The organism is Streptomyces sp. NBC_00104, assembly GCF_045160825.1.
Lineage (GTDB): Bacteria > Actinomycetota > Actinomycetes > Streptomycetales > Streptomycetaceae > Streptomyces.
In genome coordinates, this window is sequence record NZ_CP108215.1 from 7,616,947 (window position 1) to 7,633,552 (window position 16,606).

19 protein-coding genes are annotated in these 16,606 nt (G+C 68.3%); 13 read left to right on the plus strand and 6 right to left on the minus strand.

Annotation, left to right across the window (positions count from 1 at the left end; translation table 11 throughout):
- Nucleotides 1–411: 411 nt before the first annotated feature.
- From OG272_RS33605 to OG272_RS33650, 10 genes are all read left to right on the plus strand, one after another.
- The gene (locus OG272_RS33605; RefSeq protein WP_013000662.1) at nt 412–849 is read left to right on the plus strand and encodes a hypothetical protein; all 438 of its coding nucleotides are present in this window, start codon (nt 412–414) and stop codon (nt 847–849) included.
- A 273-nt stretch (nt 850–1,122) separates the two neighbouring features.
- The gene (gene atpB, locus OG272_RS33610) at nt 1,123–1,893 is read left to right on the plus strand and encodes a F0F1 ATP synthase subunit A (protein WP_326585619.1); all 771 of its coding nucleotides are present in this window, start codon (nt 1,123–1,125) and stop codon (nt 1,891–1,893) included.
- A gap of 74 nt (nt 1,894–1,967) precedes the next feature.
- On the plus strand, nt 1,968–2,198 hold the full coding sequence (gene atpE / locus OG272_RS33615; protein WP_326577418.1) for an ATP synthase F0 subunit C: 231 nt from the start codon (nt 1,968–1,970) through the stop codon (nt 2,196–2,198).
- Nucleotides 2,199–2,242: 44 nt separating this feature from the next.
- Nucleotides 2,243–2,791, plus strand: coding sequence for a F0F1 ATP synthase subunit B (locus tag OG272_RS33620; RefSeq protein ID WP_327727794.1), 549 nt, complete (start codon nt 2,243–2,245; stop codon nt 2,789–2,791).
- Entirely contained in the window at nt 2,788–3,603 is an 816-nt protein-coding gene (locus OG272_RS33625) for a F0F1 ATP synthase subunit delta (RefSeq protein ID WP_327727793.1), read from the plus strand. The genes OG272_RS33620 and OG272_RS33625 overlap by 4 nt, the downstream gene beginning before the upstream one ends.
- A gap of 133 nt (nt 3,604–3,736) precedes the next feature.
- Nucleotides 3,737–5,326 (plus strand): F0F1 ATP synthase subunit alpha, encoded by a 1,590-nt coding sequence (gene atpA, locus OG272_RS33630; RefSeq protein ID WP_326577414.1) that lies wholly within the window; start codon nt 3,737–3,739, stop codon nt 5,324–5,326.
- Nucleotides 5,327–5,347: 21 nt separating this feature from the next.
- Nucleotides 5,348–6,265 (plus strand): F0F1 ATP synthase subunit gamma, encoded by a 918-nt coding sequence (locus tag OG272_RS33635; RefSeq protein WP_326577413.1) that lies wholly within the window; start codon nt 5,348–5,350, stop codon nt 6,263–6,265.
- A complete protein-coding gene (gene atpD, locus OG272_RS33640) occupies nt 6,265–7,701 on the plus strand; it encodes a F0F1 ATP synthase subunit beta (protein WP_326577410.1) in 1,437 nt (478 codons plus the stop codon). Before OG272_RS33635 ends, atpD begins: the two co-directional genes overlap by 1 nt.
- 131 nt (nt 7,702–7,832) lie before the next feature.
- On the plus strand, nt 7,833–8,207 hold the full coding sequence (locus OG272_RS33645) for a F0F1 ATP synthase subunit epsilon (RefSeq protein WP_326577405.1): 375 nt from the start codon (nt 7,833–7,835) through the stop codon (nt 8,205–8,207).
- Nucleotides 8,208–8,356: 149 nt separating this feature from the next.
- Complete coding sequence (locus OG272_RS33650) at nt 8,357–8,809, plus strand: DUF2550 domain-containing protein (RefSeq protein WP_326577403.1); 453 nt, start codon at nt 8,357–8,359, stop codon at nt 8,807–8,809.
- A 16-nt stretch (nt 8,810–8,825) separates the two neighbouring features.
- Here the strand turns inward: OG272_RS33650 and OG272_RS33655 are convergent, their stop codons facing one another.
- The 3 genes from OG272_RS33655 to OG272_RS33665 form a co-directional block, all read right to left on the minus strand.
- Nucleotides 8,826–10,655 (minus strand): glycosyl hydrolase family 18 protein, encoded by a 1,830-nt coding sequence (locus tag OG272_RS33655; protein WP_405895416.1) that lies wholly within the window; start codon nt 10,653–10,655, stop codon nt 8,826–8,828.
- Nucleotides 10,656–10,804: 149 nt separating this feature from the next.
- Nucleotides 10,805–11,446, minus strand: a complete 642-nt coding sequence (locus OG272_RS33660; RefSeq protein ID WP_327727791.1) for a response regulator transcription factor — start codon at nt 11,444–11,446, stop codon at nt 10,805–10,807.
- 49 nt (nt 11,447–11,495) lie between these two features.
- Nucleotides 11,496–12,683 (minus strand): sensor histidine kinase, encoded by a 1,188-nt coding sequence (locus tag OG272_RS33665; RefSeq protein ID WP_405895417.1) that lies wholly within the window; start codon nt 12,681–12,683, stop codon nt 11,496–11,498.
- Between the two features lie 152 nt (nt 12,684–12,835).
- On the opposite strand from OG272_RS33665, the gene OG272_RS33670 reads away from it, so the two are divergent.
- Together OG272_RS33670 and OG272_RS33675 are read left to right on the plus strand one after the other, a co-directional pair.
- Nucleotides 12,836–13,423 carry a hypothetical protein gene (locus OG272_RS33670; RefSeq protein ID WP_326577395.1) on the plus strand — a complete coding sequence of 196 codons (588 nt, stop codon included), beginning with the start codon at nt 12,836–12,838 and terminating at the stop codon, nt 13,421–13,423.
- The gene (locus tag OG272_RS33675; protein ID WP_326577393.1) at nt 13,420–13,629 is read left to right on the plus strand and encodes a DUF5708 family protein; all 210 of its coding nucleotides are present in this window, start codon (nt 13,420–13,422) and stop codon (nt 13,627–13,629) included. The genes OG272_RS33670 and OG272_RS33675 overlap by 4 nt, the downstream gene beginning before the upstream one ends.
- Here the strand turns inward: OG272_RS33675 and OG272_RS33680 are convergent.
- The 3 genes from OG272_RS33680 to OG272_RS33690 are packed head-to-tail and all read right to left on the minus strand — an operon-like array spanning nt 13,626 to nt 15,763.
- Complete coding sequence (locus OG272_RS33680) at nt 13,626–14,198, minus strand: cob(I)yrinic acid a,c-diamide adenosyltransferase (RefSeq protein ID WP_326577391.1); 573 nt, start codon at nt 14,196–14,198, stop codon at nt 13,626–13,628. The two genes, OG272_RS33675 and OG272_RS33680, sit on opposite strands and share 4 nt — an antisense overlap.
- A gap of 13 nt (nt 14,199–14,211) precedes the next feature.
- Nucleotides 14,212–14,961, minus strand: coding sequence for an ABC transporter permease (locus OG272_RS33685; protein WP_327727788.1), 750 nt, complete (start codon nt 14,959–14,961; stop codon nt 14,212–14,214).
- A gap of 19 nt (nt 14,962–14,980) precedes the next feature.
- Nucleotides 14,981–15,763 carry an ATP-binding cassette domain-containing protein gene (locus OG272_RS33690; RefSeq protein ID WP_327727787.1) on the minus strand — a complete coding sequence of 261 codons (783 nt, stop codon included), beginning with the start codon at nt 15,761–15,763 and terminating at the stop codon, nt 14,981–14,983.
- A gap of 102 nt (nt 15,764–15,865) precedes the next feature.
- On the opposite strand from OG272_RS33690, the gene OG272_RS33695 reads away from it, so the two are divergent.
- Entirely contained in the window at nt 15,866–16,507 is a 642-nt protein-coding gene (locus tag OG272_RS33695; protein ID WP_327727786.1) for a TetR/AcrR family transcriptional regulator, read from the plus strand.
- Nucleotides 16,508–16,606 lie beyond the last annotated feature (99 nt).

The window sequence follows — 16,606 nt, forward strand, 5'->3', positions numbered from 1 at the left end:
CCCTCGTCACTGCATCGAGAACCGGCCGGGGGCCGTGTGCGGAACACCGCACACGGCCCCCGGCCGTCCGTCGTGAGGGCGCCAGGGCGGGGCCTCGCGCTGACGGGAAGGTAAGAATCTGACTAACGCTTTGCCGATGCCATGCACGACCCTGGCGGTGCAAACGGCCTTATACCAGACAAGTCGGCATGGATTTTGCACAGACGGGCAGCTTCACTCTCATGTGTGACACCTGGCACACCATTCAGGTAAAGACCTCATCAAATAGTTTGTGATACGGTTCACGAGAACCCGGGACAGAGTCGAAGGACCGCATTGCGACGGTCCAGCGGCCGGAGATTTCCGCTCGACCCCGGGGTCTACGCTCGTCCATGACGACACCCTGCCCCCTCAGCAAGCGGAGTTGCCGCCATGCCGTCCAATGACGTCCGGACCCTCCTTCAGGCTGCCGTACCCACGGCAGCCGCCGGCGCGATCGCCGCTGTCATCAGCGGTGTGGTCGTCGGAGGCAAGGGGGCTCTCGGTGCCGTCGTCGCGGCGGTGATCACGATTCTCTTCATGGGAATCGGGCTCTACGTTCTGCAGCGCACTGCCAAATCGCTTCCTCATCTGTTCCAGATGATGGGGCTGATGCTCTACGCGGCACAGATTCTGCTGTTGTTCATCTTTCTGTCCGCGTTCAAGAACACCACTCTGTTCCACCCCAGGGCCTTCGCGTTCACGCTCGTCGCCACCACGCTCGTGTGGATCGCCGCACAGACGCGCGCGCATATGAAGGCCAAGATCCTCTACGTCGAACCCGATGCGTCGACGGGCAACAAGCCCGAAAAATCGGGGCACTCGTCGTGAGGAGTAGGGCCGGGATAAGGGCGTGTGCGAACTACTGCTATCGTCCGGTGCCAACTGCGGCATCGCGGGCGCGGGCATCTGAGCTGACGCCTGCTCAATCGCGAGGCTTGATGCCCCCCAGCCGCCCCCACATCCGTAACACCAGTCCAGTGCCGACCCGCGGCTGCGCGCCGCGCCGACACAACGAGGTTGCCGTACCCATGCGTCACGCCGAAGGAGCCCGTGGTGAGTGCTGACCGGACCCAGCTCGCCTTTGACTGGAGCTGTCGGATCATGTCCGACAACGGCTGTGGCTTCCCGGCTCCGGGCCTGCACTCGTTCCTCTTCAAGCCGATCGCCACGGTCGGCGGGTTCGAGTTCAACAAGGTGATGCTGCTCGCGCTCATCACCACCCTCCTGGTGATCACCTTCTTCACGCTCGCCTTCGGCAAGGCGAAGGTGGTCCCGGGCAAGCTGCAGATGATCGGCGAGGCGGGATACGACTTCGTACGCCGCGGAATCGTCTACGAGACCATTGGCAAGAAGGACGGGGAGAAGTTCGTCCCCTTCATGGTCTCGCTGTTCTTCTTCATCTGGATCATGAACATCTGGTCCGTGATCCCGCTGGCACAGTTCCCGGTGTCCTCGGTCATCGCCTACCCGATGGTGCTGGCCGCCATCGTCTACGTGGTGTGGGTGTCGCTGACCTTCAAGAAGCACGGTTTCGTGGGCTTCTTCAAGAACGTCACCGGCTACGACAAGTCGCTCGGCCCGGTCCTGCCGCTGGTCATGGTCATCGAGTTCTTCTCGAACCTGCTGGTCCGTCCCTTCACGCACGCGGTGCGACTGTTCGCCAACATGTTCGCCGGTCACCTGATGCTGGTCATGTTCACGGTCGCCTCTTGGTACCTGCTCAACAGCTGGATGATTCCGGCCGCCGGTGTCTCCTTCGTGATGGCCGTGGCCATGGTCGGTTTCGAGCTCTTCGTCCAGGCCGTTCAGGCATACGTGTTCGTGCTGCTGGCCTGCACCTACGTTCAGGGCGCTCTCGCAAAGCACCACTGAGCCGCAACCACCCCCAGCCCCAGAACGTCCGGTGGCCAACCCCCACCGGTCCTGAAAGAGAAGGAAGAATCAGCATGGCTGCCCTTGAGACCCTCGCCGCTGTCGACGGCAACATCGGCTCCATCGGCTATGGCCTCGCCGCCATCGGCCCCGGCGTCGGCGTCGGCATCATCTTCGGCAACGGCACCCAGGCCCTGGCCCGCCAGCCCGAAGCGGCCGGTCTGATCCGTGCCAACCAGATCCTCGGCTTCGCGTTCTGTGAGGCGCTCGCCCTCATCGGCATCGTCATGCCGTTCGTCTACTAGACCGACGCATCGACGATCGAAACCTTTCAAGGAAAGGCACTGATGTGATCGCCAACCTGGTACAGCTGGCGGCCGAGGAGGAGCAGAACCCGCTCATCCCGCCGGGCCCCGAGCTGCTCGTGGGCGCCATCGCCTTCGCCATCGTGTTCTTCTTCTTCTGGAAGAAGCTTCTCCCGAACATCAACAAGGTTCTGGAAGAGCGCCGTGACGCGATCGAGGGCGGTATCGAAGAGGCCGAGGCCATGAAGGTCGAGGCCCAGAGCGTTCTTGAGCAGTACAAGGCTCAGCTCGCCGAGGCCCGGCACGAGGCCGCGCGTCTGCGCCAGGAGGCGCAGGAGCAGGGCGCCACGCTCATCGCCGAGATGCGTGCAGAGGGCCAGCGGCAGCGCGAGGAGATCATCGCCGCCGGTCACTCGCAGCTCGTGGCCGACCGCAAGGCCGCCTCTTCGGCCCTGCGTCAGGACGTGGGCAAGCTCGCCACCGACCTGGCCGGCAAGCTCGTCGGTGAGTCCCTTGAGGACCACGCCCGGCAGAGCCGTGTGATCGACCGGTTCCTCGACGACCTCGAGGAGAAGGCCGAGGCCACGCGATGAACGGAGCGAGCCGCGAGGCCCTGGCAGCCGCACGGACGCGTCTCGACGCGCTGACGGACTCCACGTCCGTGGACGCGGCGGTCCTCGCCGACGAGCTGGCCGCCGTCACCGCGCTGCTCGACCGCGAGGTGTCGCTGCGTCGGGTCCTCACCGACCCGGCGCAGTCCGGCGAGGCCAAGGCCGAGCTGGCCGGCCGCATCCTCGGCGGCCAGGTCGGCGCGACCACCGTCGACCTGGTGTCCGGTCTGGTGCGTTCCCGCTGGTCGCAGTCCCGCGACCTGGTGGACGCGCTGGAGCAGCTGGCCGCCGTCGCCGACCTCACCGCCGCGCAGCGGTCGGGCACGCTCGACGACGTCGAGGACGAGCTGTTCCGGTTCGGCCGGATCGTCGCCTCGAACACCGAGCTGCGGGCCGCGCTGACCGACCGTGCCGCAGGCGCCTCGGCCAAGAGCGAGCTGCTGCGCAGCCTGCTCGGCGGCCGCGCCAAGGCCACCACCGAGCGTCTGGTGACGCGCCTCGTGACCGCGCCGCGTGGACGTAGCCTGGAAGCGGGACTCGAGTCCCTGTCCAAGCTCGCCGCCGAGCGCCGGGACCGCATGGTCGCCGTCGTCACCTCGGCGGTCCCGCTGAGCGACCCGCAGAAGCGACGCCTCGGCGCCGCCCTCGCGAAGCTCTACGGCCGCGCCATGCACCTCAACCTCGACGTGGACCCAGGCGTCCTCGGCGGGATCCGGGTCCAGGTCGGCGACGAGGTCATCAACGGCTCGATCGCGGACCGACTCGAGGACGCCGGCCGCCGCCTGGCGAGCTAGCACAAACTTCATAGCAGTACGTACGTATGTCTGCGGCCCGGTTGGGCCGTGCAGAGGATTCACCTCGTTCAGGGGGGAGTCCCCATCCCCCCAAGTGAAACTTCGGGCCCAACAAGGAGAGCAGGGAACCCAGATGGCGGAGCTCACGATCCGGCCGGAGGAGATCCGGGACGCGCTGGAGAACTTCGTCCAGTCGTACAAGCCGGACGCGGCCTCGCGCGAGGAGGTCGGTACGGTCACCCTTGCCGGCGACGGCATCGCGAAGGTCGAGGGACTTCCCTCGGCCATGGCCAACGAACTGCTGAAGTTCGAGGACGGCACCCTCGGCCTCGCGCTGAACCTGGAAGAGCGCGAGATCGGCGCCATCGTCCTCGGTGAGTTCAGCGGCATCGAGGAGGGCCAGCCGGTCACCCGTACCGGCGAGGTCCTGTCGGTCGCCGTGGGCGAGGGCTACCTCGGCCGCGTCGTCGACCCGCTCGGCAACCCGATCGACGGCCTCGGCGAGATCGAGACGTCCGGCCGCCGTGCCCTGGAGCTGCAGGCTCCCGGCGTCATGGCCCGTAAGTCGGTGCACGAGCCGATGGAGACCGGCTACAAGGCCGTCGACGCGATGACCCCGGTCGGCCGCGGCCAGCGTCAGCTGATCATCGGTGACCGCCAGACCGGCAAGACCGCCCTGGCCGTCGACACGATCATCAACCAGCGCGACAACTGGCGCTCCGGCGACCCGAAGAAGCAGGTCCGCTGCGTCTACGTCGCCATCGGCCAGAAGGGCTCGACCATCGCCTCCGTGCGTGGCGCCCTCGAAGAGGCCGGCGCGCTGGAGTACACGACCATCGTCGCCGCCCCGGCGTCCGACCCGGCCGGCTTCAAGTACCTGGCGCCGTACACCGGTTCGGCCATCGGTCAGCAGTGGATGTACGAGGGCAAGCACGTCCTCATCATCTTCGACGACCTCTCGAAGCAGGCCGACGCCTACCGCGCCGTGTCGCTGCTGCTGCGCCGCCCGCCGGGCCGCGAGGCCTACCCGGGTGACGTCTTCTACCTGCACTCCCGTCTGCTGGAGCGCTGCGCGAAGCTCTCCGACGAGCTGGGCGCGGGCTCGATGACCGGTCTGCCGATCGTCGAGACGAAGGCCAACGACGTCTCGGCGTTCATCCCGACCAACGTCATCTCCATCACCGACGGCCAGTGCTTCCTGGAGTCGGACCTCTTCAACGCCGGTCAGCGCCCCGCGCTGAACGTCGGTATCTCCGTCTCCCGAGTCGGTGGTTCCGCGCAGCACAAGGCGATGAAGCAGGTCTCCGGCCGTCTGCGCCTCGACCTCGCCCAGTACCGTGAGCTGGAGGCGTTCGCCGCCTTCGGTTCCGACCTGGACGCCGCGTCGAAGTCGCAGCTGGAGCGCGGTCAGCGCCTGGTCGAGCTGCTCAAGCAGCCGCAGTACCAGCCGATGCCGACCGAGGACCAGGTCGTCTCCGTGTGGGCCGGTACCACCGGCAAGATGGACGATGTCCCGGTCTCCGACGTCCGCCGCTTCGAGAAGGAGCTGCTGGAGTACCTGCACCGCAAGGAGCAGGGCCTCATGACCTCCATCAAGGAGGGCGGCAAGATGTCGGACGACACCCTCACCGCTGTTGCCGACGCGATCGCCGAGTTCAAGAAGCAGTTCGAGACCTCGGACGGCAAGCTTCTCGGCGAGGACGCCCCGGCCACGGCCAAGTGACGTAAGGAAGGGACCTGACTCATGGGAGCCCAGCTCCGGGTCTACAAGCGTCGCATCCGATCCGTCACCGCGACCAAGAAGATCACCAAGGCGATGGAGATGATCGCCGCCTCGCGCGTCGTCAAGGCGCAGCGCAAGGTGGCGGCCTCCGCGCCGTACGCGACCGAGCTCACCCGCGCGGTCACGGCGGTCGGTACCGGTTCGAACACCAAGCATCCGCTGACCACGGAGGCGGAGACGGCGACCCGCTCCGCGGTGCTGCTCCTCACGAGCGACCGCGGACTGGCCGGCGCCTTCAACTCCAACGCCATCAAGGTCGCCGAGCAGCTGACGGCGCGCCTCGAGGCGGAGGGCAAGGAGGTCGACACGTACATCGTCGGCCGCCGCGGTCTGGCCCACTACAACTTCCGCGAGCGCAAGGTCGTGGAGTCGTGGTCGGGCTTCACCGACGAGCCCACCTACGCGGACGCGAAGAAGGTCGCGGGTCCGCTGATCGAGGCGATCGAGAAGGAGACGGCGGACGGCGGCGTGGACGAACTCCACATCGTCTTCACCGAGTTCGTCTCGATGATGACGCAGACGGCGCTCAACGCCCGTTTGCTGCCGCTCAGCCTCGACAAGGTGGCCGAGGAGTCCGCGCCGAAGGGCGAGATCCTTCCGCTGTACGACTTCGAGCCGTCGGCGGAGGACGTCCTCGACGCCCTGCTGCCGCGCTACGTCGAGAGCCGTATCTACAACGCGCTGCTCCAGTCGGCTGCCTCCAAGCACGCCGCCACGCGCCGTGCGATGAAGTCGGCGACCGACAACGCGGGAGACTTGATCAACACGCTCTCCCGCCTTGCCAACGCGGCCCGCCAGGCCGAAATCACCCAGGAAATCAGCGAGATCGTCGGTGGCTCCGCAGCCCTGGCCGACGCGACCGCGGGGAGTGACAGGTAATGACGACGACAGTTGAGACGGCCGTTGCCACGGGCCGCGTCGCCCGGGTCATCGGCCCGGTCGTCGACGTGGAATTCCCCGTCGACGCCATGCCGGAGATCTACAACGCCCTTCACGTCGAGGTGGCCGACCCGGCCCAGGACGGCGCGAAGAAGACGCTGACCCTGGAGGTCGCCCAGCACCTGGGTGACGGCCTGGTCCGCACGATCTCGATGCAGCCCACCGACGGTCTGGTCCGCCAGGCCGCGGTCACCGACACCGGCACGGGCATCTCCGTCCCGGTCGGTGACTTCACCAAGGGCAAGGTGTTCAACACCCTCGGTGAGGTACTGAACACCGACGAGCAGTACGACGGCGAGCGCTGGACCATCCACCGCAAGGCCCCCAACTTCGACGAGCTCGAGTCGAAGACCGAGATGTTCGAGACCGGCGTCAAGGTCATCGACCTTCTCACCCCGTACGTCAAGGGTGGAAAGATCGGCCTGTTCGGCGGTGCCGGCGTCGGCAAGACGGTGCTCATCCAGGAGATGATCTACCGCGTCGCCAACAACCACGACGGTGTCTCCGTGTTCGCCGGTGTCGGTGAGCGCACCCGTGAGGGCAACGACCTCATCGAGGAGATGGCGGAGTCGGGCGTCATCGACAAGACCGCCCTGGTCTTCGGCCAGATGGACGAGCCCCCGGGCACCCGTCTGCGCGTGGCCCTGGCCGGTCTGACCATGGCGGAGTACTTCCGCGATGTGCAGAAGCAGGACGTGCTGTTCTTCATCGACAACATCTTCCGCTTCACCCAGGCCGGTTCCGAGGTGTCGACCCTGCTCGGCCGGATGCCCTCCGCGGTGGGTTACCAGCCGAACCTGGCCGACGAGATGGGTCTCCTCCAGGAGCGCATCACCTCGACCCGTGGTCACTCGATCACCTCGATGCAGGCGATCTACGTCCCCGCGGACGACCTGACCGACCCGGCCCCGGCCACCACCTTCGCCCACCTCGACGCGACGACGGTTCTCTCCCGTCCGATCTCCGAGAAGGGCATCTACCCGGCCGTGGACCCGCTGGACTCCACGTCCCGCATCCTGGACCCCCGCTACATCGCGGCGGACCACTACAACACCGCCATGCGCGTCAAGACGGTGCTGCAGAAGTACAAGGACCTCCAGGACATCATCGCGATCCTCGGTATCGACGAGCTCGGCGAGGAGGACAAGCTCACCGTCCACCGCGCCCGTCGCGTGGAGCGCTTCCTGTCCCAGAACACCCACGTCGCCAAGCAGTTCACCGGCGTCGACGGGTCGGACGTCCCGCTGGAGGAGTCGATCACCGCGTTCAACGCGATCATCGACGGTGAGTACGACCACTTCCCGGAGCAGGCGTTCTTCCTCTGCGGTGGTATCGAGGACCTGAAGAAGAACGCGAAGGAGCTCGGCGTCTCCTGACGCCCGGCGACTCGTGAACAGTGGGGGGCGAGGCCACACCTCATGGGGTGCGTCCCGCCCCTCTCTGCACTCCCTCTAGAATTGAACCCAACACCCGGCCGAGGCGCCGGGTGGTGACCCGAGGAGCCACCTTGGCTGCTGAGCTGCACGTCGCGCTGGTCGCGGCCGACCGAGAGGTCTGGTCGGGCCAGGCCACCCTGGTCGTCGCCCGTACCACGTCCGGCGACATCGGCGTCATGCCCGGTCACCAGCCGCTGCTCGGTGTGCTGGAGTCGGGCCCGGTGACCATCCGTACGAGTGAGGGCGGCACCGTCGTCGTCGCCGTGCACGGCGGTTTCATCTCGTTCGCGGACAACAAGCTGTCCCTGCTGGCCGAGGTCGCCGAGCTGGCCGACGAGATCGACGTCCAGGGCGCGGAGCGAGAGCTGGAGCGCGCGAAGGCGGCGGGCGACGCCGCCGCCGAGCGCCGCGCGGATGTACGACTGCGTACGGCGGCGGCGCGCTGAGCCCGCACGTCGTGTGATGCTGTACCTCAGCCGCGGCTGGGTCTGGATGTCTTCATCCTGATCCGGCCGCGGCTGAGGCAAATGTGGGTGTTTTTTACGTTCCATTACCTGGCAGTCGCATTACCTAGGAGACGAGGAGGTCGGTGTCGATGGTCCTCGCTCTGACTGTGTGCGGGTCGGTGATCGCGCTCGTGGTGGTGGGGCTTTTCGTCTTCGGACTGCGCCGGCGCCTCATCCAGCGCTCCGGCGGCACCTTCGACTGCAGTCTCCGCTGGGAGGCCCCGGAGAAACCCGGCAGCGACGAGAACGGCAAGGGCTGGGGCTACGGAGTCGCCCGCTACAACGGTGACCGCATCGAGTGGTACCGCGTCTTCTCGTACTCGCCCCGCCCCCGCCGCGTCCTGGAGCGCTCGGCGATCGAGGTGGCCGGGCGCCGCACCCCCGAGGGTGAGGAGGAGCTGGCGCTTCTCTCCGACGCCGTGATCCTCGCGTGCCTGCACCGCGGGACCCGTCTCGAACTGGCGATGAGCGAGGACGCGCTGACCGGTTTCCTCGCGTGGCTGGAGGCAGCCCCGCCCGGTCAGCGCGTCAATGTCGCCTAGACGCTCATCGCAGTCGCTACTTGAGTCCGTTACTGATCGCGTTCACCAGCTCACCGCTCGTGGTGTCGCCGCTGAACTCCCAGAAGAAGGCGCCGCCCAGGCCCTGGTTCTTGGCCCAGGTCATCTTGGTGCCGATGGTGGCGGGGGTGTCGTAGCTCCACCAGTTGGTGCCGCAGTGCGCGTACGCCGTGCCCGCGATGGTGCCGGTGGCCGGGCAGGAGTTCTTGAGCACCTTGTAGTCCTCGATGCCCGCCTCGTAGGTGCCGGTGGCCGCGCCGGTCGCCGTGCCGCCGGGGGCGGACTGGGTGACGCCGGTCCAGCCGCGGCCGTAGAAGCCGATGCCGAGCAGGAGCTTGGCGGACGGGACGCCCTTCGCCTTCAGCTTGGCGATCGCGTCGGCCGAGTTGAAGCCGGCGGTCGGGATGCCGGAGTACGAGGTCAGCGGGGAGTGCGGGGCGGTCGGGCCGGTGTTCGCCCAGGCGCCGAAGTAGTCGTACGTCATCACGTTGTACCAGTTCAGCGAGGTGGCGGCGCCGCCGTAGTCGGCCGCGTCGATCTTGCCGCCGGAGGAGCCGTCGGCGGTGATGGCCGCGGTGACCAGGTAGTTCGGGCCGAACTCGGTACGGAGTGCGGACATCAGGTTCTTGAACGCTGCGGGGCCCGAGGTGTCGCAGGTCAGACCGCAGGCGTTCGGGTACTCCCAGTCGATGTCGATGCCGTCGAAGACGTCGGCCCAGCGCGGGTCCTCCACGACGGCTTTGCAGGACTTGGCGAACGCGGCCGGGTTCTGCGCGGCCTGGCCGAAGCCGCCGGAGTAGGTCCAGCCGCCGAAGGAGTACAGCACCTTGATGTGCGGGTACTTGGCCTTGAGCTGGCGGAGCTGGTTGAAGTTGCCGCGCAGCGGCTGGTCCCAGGTGTCGGCGGTGCCGCTGACGGACTGGTCGGCGGTGTACGCCTTGTCGGTGGCCGCGTAGGCGTCGTCCAGCACGCACTGGCCGTTCTTGACGTTGCCGAAGGCGTAGTTGATGTGGGTGATCTTCGCGGCGGAGCCCGAGGTCACCAGGTTCTTCACGTGGTAGTTGCGGCCGTAGACGCCCCACTCGGTGAAGTAGCCGAGGTTGACCTTCGCGCCGGGGTTCGGGTTCGTGCCGCCCGTGGTCCGTACGGCGGCGGCGCCGCTCACCGGGCCGGTCTGGTCGGCGGTGTCGCGGGCCTGGACGGTGTACGAGTAGTCGGTTCCGGCGGTCAGGCCGGTGTCCGTGTAGGTCGTGCCGGTGACTGTGGCGATCTTGGTGCCGTCGCGCAGGACGTCGTAGTTCTTGATCCCCTTGTCGTCGGTGGCCGCGCTCCAGCCGAGCTTCACCGAGGTGGTGGTGACGTCCGAGGTGGTCGGGGTGCCGGGGGCGGAGGGTGCCGCGTCACCGGGGACGGACGGGCCGCCGTCACAACTTCCGCCGTTCAGCTTGCAGTTGGCCGGGGAGCCTGAGCCGCTCCCGTTGAAACCGAAGGAGACGGAGGCGCCCGGTGCGAGGGTGCCGTTCCAGGACTTGTTCCTGGCGGTCCAGTGGGTGCCGGACGAGGTGACATCCGCGTCCCAGGCGGAGGTGACGGACGTGCCGGAGGGGAAGTCCCACTCGACGGTCCAGGAGCTGATCGTGGTCGTCCCGGTGTTCTTGACGGTCCACTTGCCTTCGAAGCCGGTGCCCCAGTCCTGGGGCTTGGCGTAGGTGGCGGTGGCCGATGAAGCCGCGGTGGCCGCCTGTGCGGGGGTCGCGAGGCCGGCCAGGCCGGCGAGGGGGAGGAGAAGGGCGGCGAGACCCGCTATGGCTCTGTGCCTGAAGCGCATGTGCGCCTCCTTGTGGGGTGTCGTGAGCATGAGCATGACGTGGCGCAGTGCGGCCGAGAATAGAAAGGTCTGGACCATAGGTCAATGGGTCTGGACCAGTACGCTCACGCCGGACACCCCGACGGATCAGAACGGGGCCGGAAACCGGCTCAGACCCCCAACTCCTGCGCCAGTACGGCCGCTTGCACCCGGCTGCGCAGATCCAGCTTCCCCAGCAGGCGGCTGACGTGTGTCTTCGCCGTCGCCTCGGCCATGTCCAGCCGCCGGGCGATCTCCGCGTTCGACAGCCCTTCGCCCAGACAGGAGAGGACTTCCCGTTCGCGCCGGGTGAGGGAGCCGAGGACCGTCGGATCGGCCGTGGGCTCGCGTACGGGCTTGGCGGCGAACTCGGCGATCAGCCGCCGGGTGACGGCCGGGGCGATCAGACCCTCGCCGCGCCCCACCGCCCGTACGGCCTCGATGAGGTCCTTGGCCTCCGTGTTCTTCAGCAGGAACCCGGCGGCACCGGCCCGCAGCGCCCCGAAGACGTATTCGTCGAGGTCGAAGGTGGTGAGCACGAGCACGTCGGCCAGCCCCTCGGAGACGACCTGGCGGGTCGCGGAGACCCCGTCCAGCCGCGGCATCTGCACGTCCATGAGCACCAGGTCCGGCCGAAGCTCCCGCGCGAGCGCCACCGCCCGCTCGCCGTCCGCCACCTCACCGATCACCTCGATGTCCGGCGCGCTGCCCAGGATGAGCACCAGTCCGGCCCGTACGGCGGACTGGTCCTCGGCGACGAGCACACGGATCATGCGGGGTCTCCTTCGACTGCGGCGACGGGTGCGGGTGCGGGGGCGGCGGTCAAGCGGGCTCCCCCTCGGTGACGGGGAGGGAGGCGCGGACGCTCCAGATCTTGCCGTGTCCCGAGCTCTCGGGGCCCGCCTCGAAGGTGCCGCCCAGCAGGGCGACCCGCTCCCGCATCCCCACCAGACCGGCGCCGGAACCGGGCGCGCTCGGGCCGTCGCGGTCACCGAACGGACTGGTCACGGCGATGGCGAGGGAGCTGTCCGTCTGGCGCAGCGCGACGGTGACCCGGCCGGGGGAGGCGTGCTTGAGGACGTTCGTCAACGACTCCTGGACGATGCGGTACGCCGCCAGTTCGACGGGGGCGGGGAGGGAGTCGCCGTGATAGGCGTCGAGGGTCACGTCGAGCCCGTTGGTGCGGGCTCCCTCGACGAGCGAGCCGACCCCGTCGAGCGTGGGCGCGGCGGACGGTTCGGCGTCGTCGCTCGTGTCCCGCAGGATGCCGATCAGCCGGCGCATCTCGGTCAGCCCCTCGACGCTGTTCTCGCGGATGACCCCGAGGGCCTGTCGGGAGGTGTCCGGGTCGTCGATCGAGAGCGCGGCCGTGGAGTGGATCGCGATCGCCGAGAGGTGGTTGGCGACCATGTCGTGCAACTCCCGTGCCATGCGGGCCCGTTCGGACACGACGGCCTGGGCGCGGTCCATCTCCGCCAGCAGGGCCGTCTGCTCGGCACGCAGGTCGGCGGCCTCGGCGGCGTCGCGGTGGTTGCGGACGATCCAGCCGGTGGCGGCGGGCATGAGGGAGACCAGTCCGACGACCAGGCCGATCAGCAGGGCCTCCGGCTTCCGGAAGGCCGCGAGGGGCACCACCGTGAAGGCCACGGTGACCAGGCCGGCGATCCAGGGCACCCGGCGAGCCGTGGCGGGCCGGCCGTAGAGCACGGCCGCGTACACCAGGTCGGTGAACATCAGCACCGTGAGCAGGTTGCCCTGGGTGATGGTGTCCAGCGTCAGGGCGGCCCAGCCGATCAGCAGGGCGGTGCGCGGCATGGTGCGGCGCAGCGCTTCGCAGCCGGCGGTCACGACCAGGGGCAGCAGGATCCACCAGCGGCCGTCGAGCACCACGAGCCCGTCGCGGGCCGTGCGCGTGCCGAGGTCCAGGACCCACAGCAGCAGACCGCCGAGGAGTCCGGCGACGGCGATGTACACGTCCATGCGGTGCGGGCGGGGCAGTCGTACGGCCATGACTCCATCCAACACGGGACGGGATCCCGGCGCCTGATCCCCGCGAACGGTCCTGGACTGCATCGTTCGGTGTACCGCGACTTCGTCACCGGTGACGACGAATCGGGGGCCGGCCGCCGGGAGCCTGGAAGGGTGACCGAAAGGAGCGCATCGTGATCGTCGCGTTGATCATCGCCTGTGAGGTCGGCTTCTGGGTGCTGCTGGCACTGGCCCTGGCCGTCCGCTATCTGCTGAAGTGGCGCCGGACGAGCGTGGTGCTGCTGTTGTGCGAGCCCGTGCTGGAACTGGTGCTCTTCGTCGTGAGCGCGATCGATCTGAAGAACGGCGCCGAGCCGAGCTGGGAGCACGGCGTGGCGGCGCTCTACATCGGCTTCACCGTGGGGTACGGCCACTACACGATCCGCTGGCTGGACGGCCATGCCGCGCATCGCCTGGGCGGCGGGTCCAAGCCGGTGGGGCCGCCGAAGTACGGCCTGGCGAGGGCCCGGTACGAGGGCGGCCTCTGGCTCCGCACGGTGGTGGCGGCAGCCGTCGCGCTGGCGCTGCTCCAGGGTGCCGTCTGGTACGTCGGCGACGAGGGGAACGTCGATTCGCTGCGGTCGTTCCAGTGGGCGGCGCTCCGGGCCGCGGGTATCCACGGACTGGTGGCTCTCGCCTATCTGATCTGGCCGAAGAAGGAGCCGGACGCCCCGGAGGGCGAGCACCGGGGCACGTACTCGAAAGAGGGTGTCGGGCGATGAGCGGCACGACGGGCAAGCCGATGAAGAACCTGGTGGAAGGGGTCGGCACCTTTGTGGTCGGCCTGGTCCTGTGGCTCTTCACCGACGGAGTGGAGGTCCCGGTCGTCACCCTCACCAAGGTCGGCGTGGTGATGATGTGCGTCGGCGGCGTACTCGTCGCGACGGGCCTGTACCAGGCCGCACGCGGAACGACGGGGGACCGCTAGCGTTCCCCGCCCGGCACCCACAGCACGTCTCCGACCTCCTTGTTCGCCGTCCTCGCGAGGATGAACAGGAGGTCGGAGAGGCGGTTGAGGTAGGTAGCGGTGAGGGGGTTCATCTCCTCGCCGTGGGCCTCCAGGGCCGCCCACGTCGAGCGCTCGGCCCGGCGGGCGACCGTGCAGGCCTGGTGGAGCAGGGCCGCGCCCGGGGTACCGCCCGGCAGGATGAAGGAGCGGAGCTTCTCCAACCGCTCGTTGAAGCGGTCGCAGTCCGCCTCCAGCTTGTCGATGTAGAACTGCTCGACCCGCAGGGGCGGGAACTGGGGGTTCTCGACGACGGGGGTGGAGAGGTCGGCGCCGACGTCGAAGAGGTCGTTCTGCACACGGGTGAGGACCTTGACGACCTCCTCGTCCAGCCCGCCCAGCGCGATCGCCGTCCCGATCACCGCGTTGGCCTCGTTGGCGTCCGCGTACGCCGAGATCCGCAGGTCGGTCTTGGGCACCCGGCTCATGTCGCCGAGGTTGGTGGTGCCCTTGTCGCCGGTCCTGGTGTAGATGCGCGTCAGATTGACCATGTGACCAGCGTAGTTACGCTCCGGCCGTCCGGAAGACCCGTGTGCCCACCGTCACGGCGAGCGCCGTGAGGCCGAGGGCCACCAGGACCCCGTACAGCATGGCCGAAGTGGCGTACGCGCCGACGTACGCGTCCCGCATAGCGTCCACCAGATAGCGGAACGGGATGAAGTGGGACAGGACGTCGAGCCAGCCCGGGGCCAGTGACATCGGCAGCATCAGGCCCGACAGGAGCATCGACGGCATCGTCAGCGCGTTCACCGCCGGGCCGAACTCGTGCTGGGAGCGGGCCTTCATGGCGAGCGCGTACGACAGCGAGGCGAGCGAGACCGTCAGCAGGGCCACGAAGACGAAGCCGATCAGGATGCCGGCGAGGGGCGCGCGCAGGCCCATGAGCAGGGCCGCGAGGACGAGCAGTACCGCCTGGAAGACGAAGACCGCCGCGTCACGCAGCACCCGGCCCAGCAGCAGGGCGAGCCGGCTCACCGGGGTGACCCGCATGCGCTCGATCACCCCCGTCTGCTTCTCGAGGATGACCATGAAGCCCGCGAACGAGGCGCCGAACAACCCCAGTTGGAGAAGCAGCCCCGGGACGAGCACCTGCCAGGAGCTGCCCCGCGAGTCGAGCGGGACGTCGGTGAGCAGCGGGCCGAAGAAGAGCAGATACAGCAGCGGCATCAGTACGCCGAACAGCATCGCGAAGCGGGAGCGCAGGGTCTGGCGGGCATACCGCCCGAAGATCAGCGCGGTGTCGTGAAGAAGCATCGGAGTCCTCGGACCGGGTCTAGACGGCTACGGGGGCGGTGTCGGCGGGGGAGGGCCCTCGCCCGGTGATGGCCAGGAAGGCGTCCTGGAGCGTGGCGTCGATCGAGCCGCCGTGCCGCAGCTTGAGCGCGCTCGGGGTGTCGTCCGCCACGACCAGGCCCTGGTCGACGACGACGATCCGGTCGGCGAGGGCGTCCGCCTCGTCGAGGTAGTGCGTCGTCAGGAAGACCGTGGTGCCGTGCTCGTCGCGCAGTCGGCGCACCAGCTTCCACAGATCGGCTCGGCTGGCGGGGTCGAGACCCGTCGTCGGCTCGTCGAGGAAGAGGACACGGGGACGGTGGGTGAGCGCCATCGCGATGTCGAGGCGGCGCCGTTGGCCGCCGGAGAGCGCGGCGCACCTGCGGTCCAGTAGATCGGTGAGGTCCAGGTCGCGGGCCAACTCGGCCGCGCGCTCGACGGCCTGGCTCTTCGTCAGACGGTAGAGCCGCCCTTGGGTGACCAGCTCCTCCCGCACCGTGATCTGCGGGTCCACCCCGCCCGACTGCGCCACGTAGCCGCAGGCCCGGCGTACTCCGGCGGGGTCGGTCGCCAGGTCGTGCCCCGCGACCGTGGCCGCGCCGCCGGTCGGGGGCAGCAGGGTCGTGAGCATGCGCAGTGTCGTCGTCTTCCCGGCGCCGTTCGGGCCGAGGAACCCGAGGATCTCGCCGGAGCGGACGGTGAGGTCGATTCCGCGCACGGCCTCCACGGGGCCGCGCTTCGTCTGGAAGGTACGGGCCAGACCGGCCGTACTGATGATGGGCATGACCTCAGAAAAACAGACTCACTGAAATTTTGCAATGGCTTCAAAGTTTAAGAGGCTCCAGTGAAACCCCCGACAGTCGGCGGGGCGACCTACGATGTGCCCATGGCAGAAGGGCTCAGGGAGCGCAAGAAACGCGAGACGAGGCAGCGGATCTCGGACATCGCCACCGGGCTGTTCCTGGAGCACGGCTTCGTGACCGTCACCATCGCGGAGGTGGCCGACGCGGCCGACGTCTCCGTGAACACCGTCTACAACTACTTCCCCGCCAAGGAGGACCTCTTCTTCGACCGCAGCGCGGGCATCGTCGAACGGCTCGCCCGCTGGGTGCGCGCCCGCGACCGGGGCGAGTCGGCCGTCGCCGCCGTCCTCCGTGAACTGCGCTCCGAGGTCGAGGCGGTCTCGCCGCACGTCGGCCTGATGGAGGGCTACGACCGCTTCATGAAGGCCATCCACGAGGCGCCCGCCCTGCGCTCCAGGCTGTGGAGCATCCAGCAGGAGGTCCAGGACAACCTGGAGGCGGCCCTCCGTGAGGAGACCGGCGCCGTCGCTGGTGACTCCCTGCCCACCCTGATCGCCGGTCAGATCAACTGGGTCCACCAGACGGTGATGGCCGTCATCGGACGCGAGATGCTCGCCGGGCGCGATCCGGACGAAGTGTCACGAGAGGTACTTCTTCTCCTGGACGACATGGAGGGCCTGTTGAGCGAGAAGGTGCTCAACTACGCCGTCCGACCCTCCGAGTGAGCGCTGCCGGTGTGACGTCCGCCCATTGAGACGTGACTCGCGTTACTAAGCGGTCACACGGCCCCTCACGAGCGCTAGTGTCCGCCCGAGAGGTAACCC

Coding starts and splice junctions, on each gene's coding strand:
- OG272_RS33605 (WP_013000662.1), top strand. CDS start 412: ATGCCGTCCAATGACGTCCGGACCCTCCTTCAGGCTGCCGTACCCACG.
- atpB (WP_326585619.1), top strand. CDS start 1,123: ATGTCCGACAACGGCTGTGGCTTCCCGGCTCCGGGCCTGCACTCGTTC.
- atpE (WP_326577418.1), top strand. CDS start 1,968: ATGGCTGCCCTTGAGACCCTCGCCGCTGTCGACGGCAACATCGGCTCC.
- OG272_RS33625 (WP_327727793.1), top strand. CDS start 2,788: ATGAACGGAGCGAGCCGCGAGGCCCTGGCAGCCGCACGGACGCGTCTC.
- atpA (WP_326577414.1), top strand. CDS start 3,737: ATGGCGGAGCTCACGATCCGGCCGGAGGAGATCCGGGACGCGCTGGAG.
- OG272_RS33635 (WP_326577413.1), top strand. CDS start 5,348: ATGGGAGCCCAGCTCCGGGTCTACAAGCGTCGCATCCGATCCGTCACC.
- atpD (WP_326577410.1), top strand. CDS start 6,265: ATGACGACGACAGTTGAGACGGCCGTTGCCACGGGCCGCGTCGCCCGG.
- OG272_RS33650 (WP_326577403.1), top strand. CDS start 8,357: ATGGTCCTCGCTCTGACTGTGTGCGGGTCGGTGATCGCGCTCGTGGTG.
- OG272_RS33655 (WP_405895416.1), bottom strand. CDS start 10,655: ATGCGCTTCAGGCACAGAGCCATAGCGGGTCTCGCCGCCCTTCTCCTC.
- OG272_RS33660 (WP_327727791.1), bottom strand. CDS start 11,446: ATGATCCGTGTGCTCGTCGCCGAGGACCAGTCCGCCGTACGGGCCGGA.
- OG272_RS33665 (WP_405895417.1), bottom strand. CDS start 12,683: ATGGCCGTACGACTGCCCCGCCCGCACCGCATGGACGTGTACATCGCC.
- OG272_RS33675 (WP_326577393.1), top strand. CDS start 13,420: ATGAGCGGCACGACGGGCAAGCCGATGAAGAACCTGGTGGAAGGGGTC.
- OG272_RS33680 (WP_326577391.1), bottom strand. CDS start 14,198: ATGGTCAATCTGACGCGCATCTACACCAGGACCGGCGACAAGGGCACC.
- OG272_RS33685 (WP_327727788.1), bottom strand. CDS start 14,961: ATGCTTCTTCACGACACCGCGCTGATCTTCGGGCGGTATGCCCGCCAG.
- OG272_RS33690 (WP_327727787.1), bottom strand. CDS start 15,763: ATGCCCATCATCAGTACGGCCGGTCTGGCCCGTACCTTCCAGACGAAG.
- OG272_RS33695 (WP_327727786.1), top strand. CDS start 15,866: ATGGCAGAAGGGCTCAGGGAGCGCAAGAAACGCGAGACGAGGCAGCGG.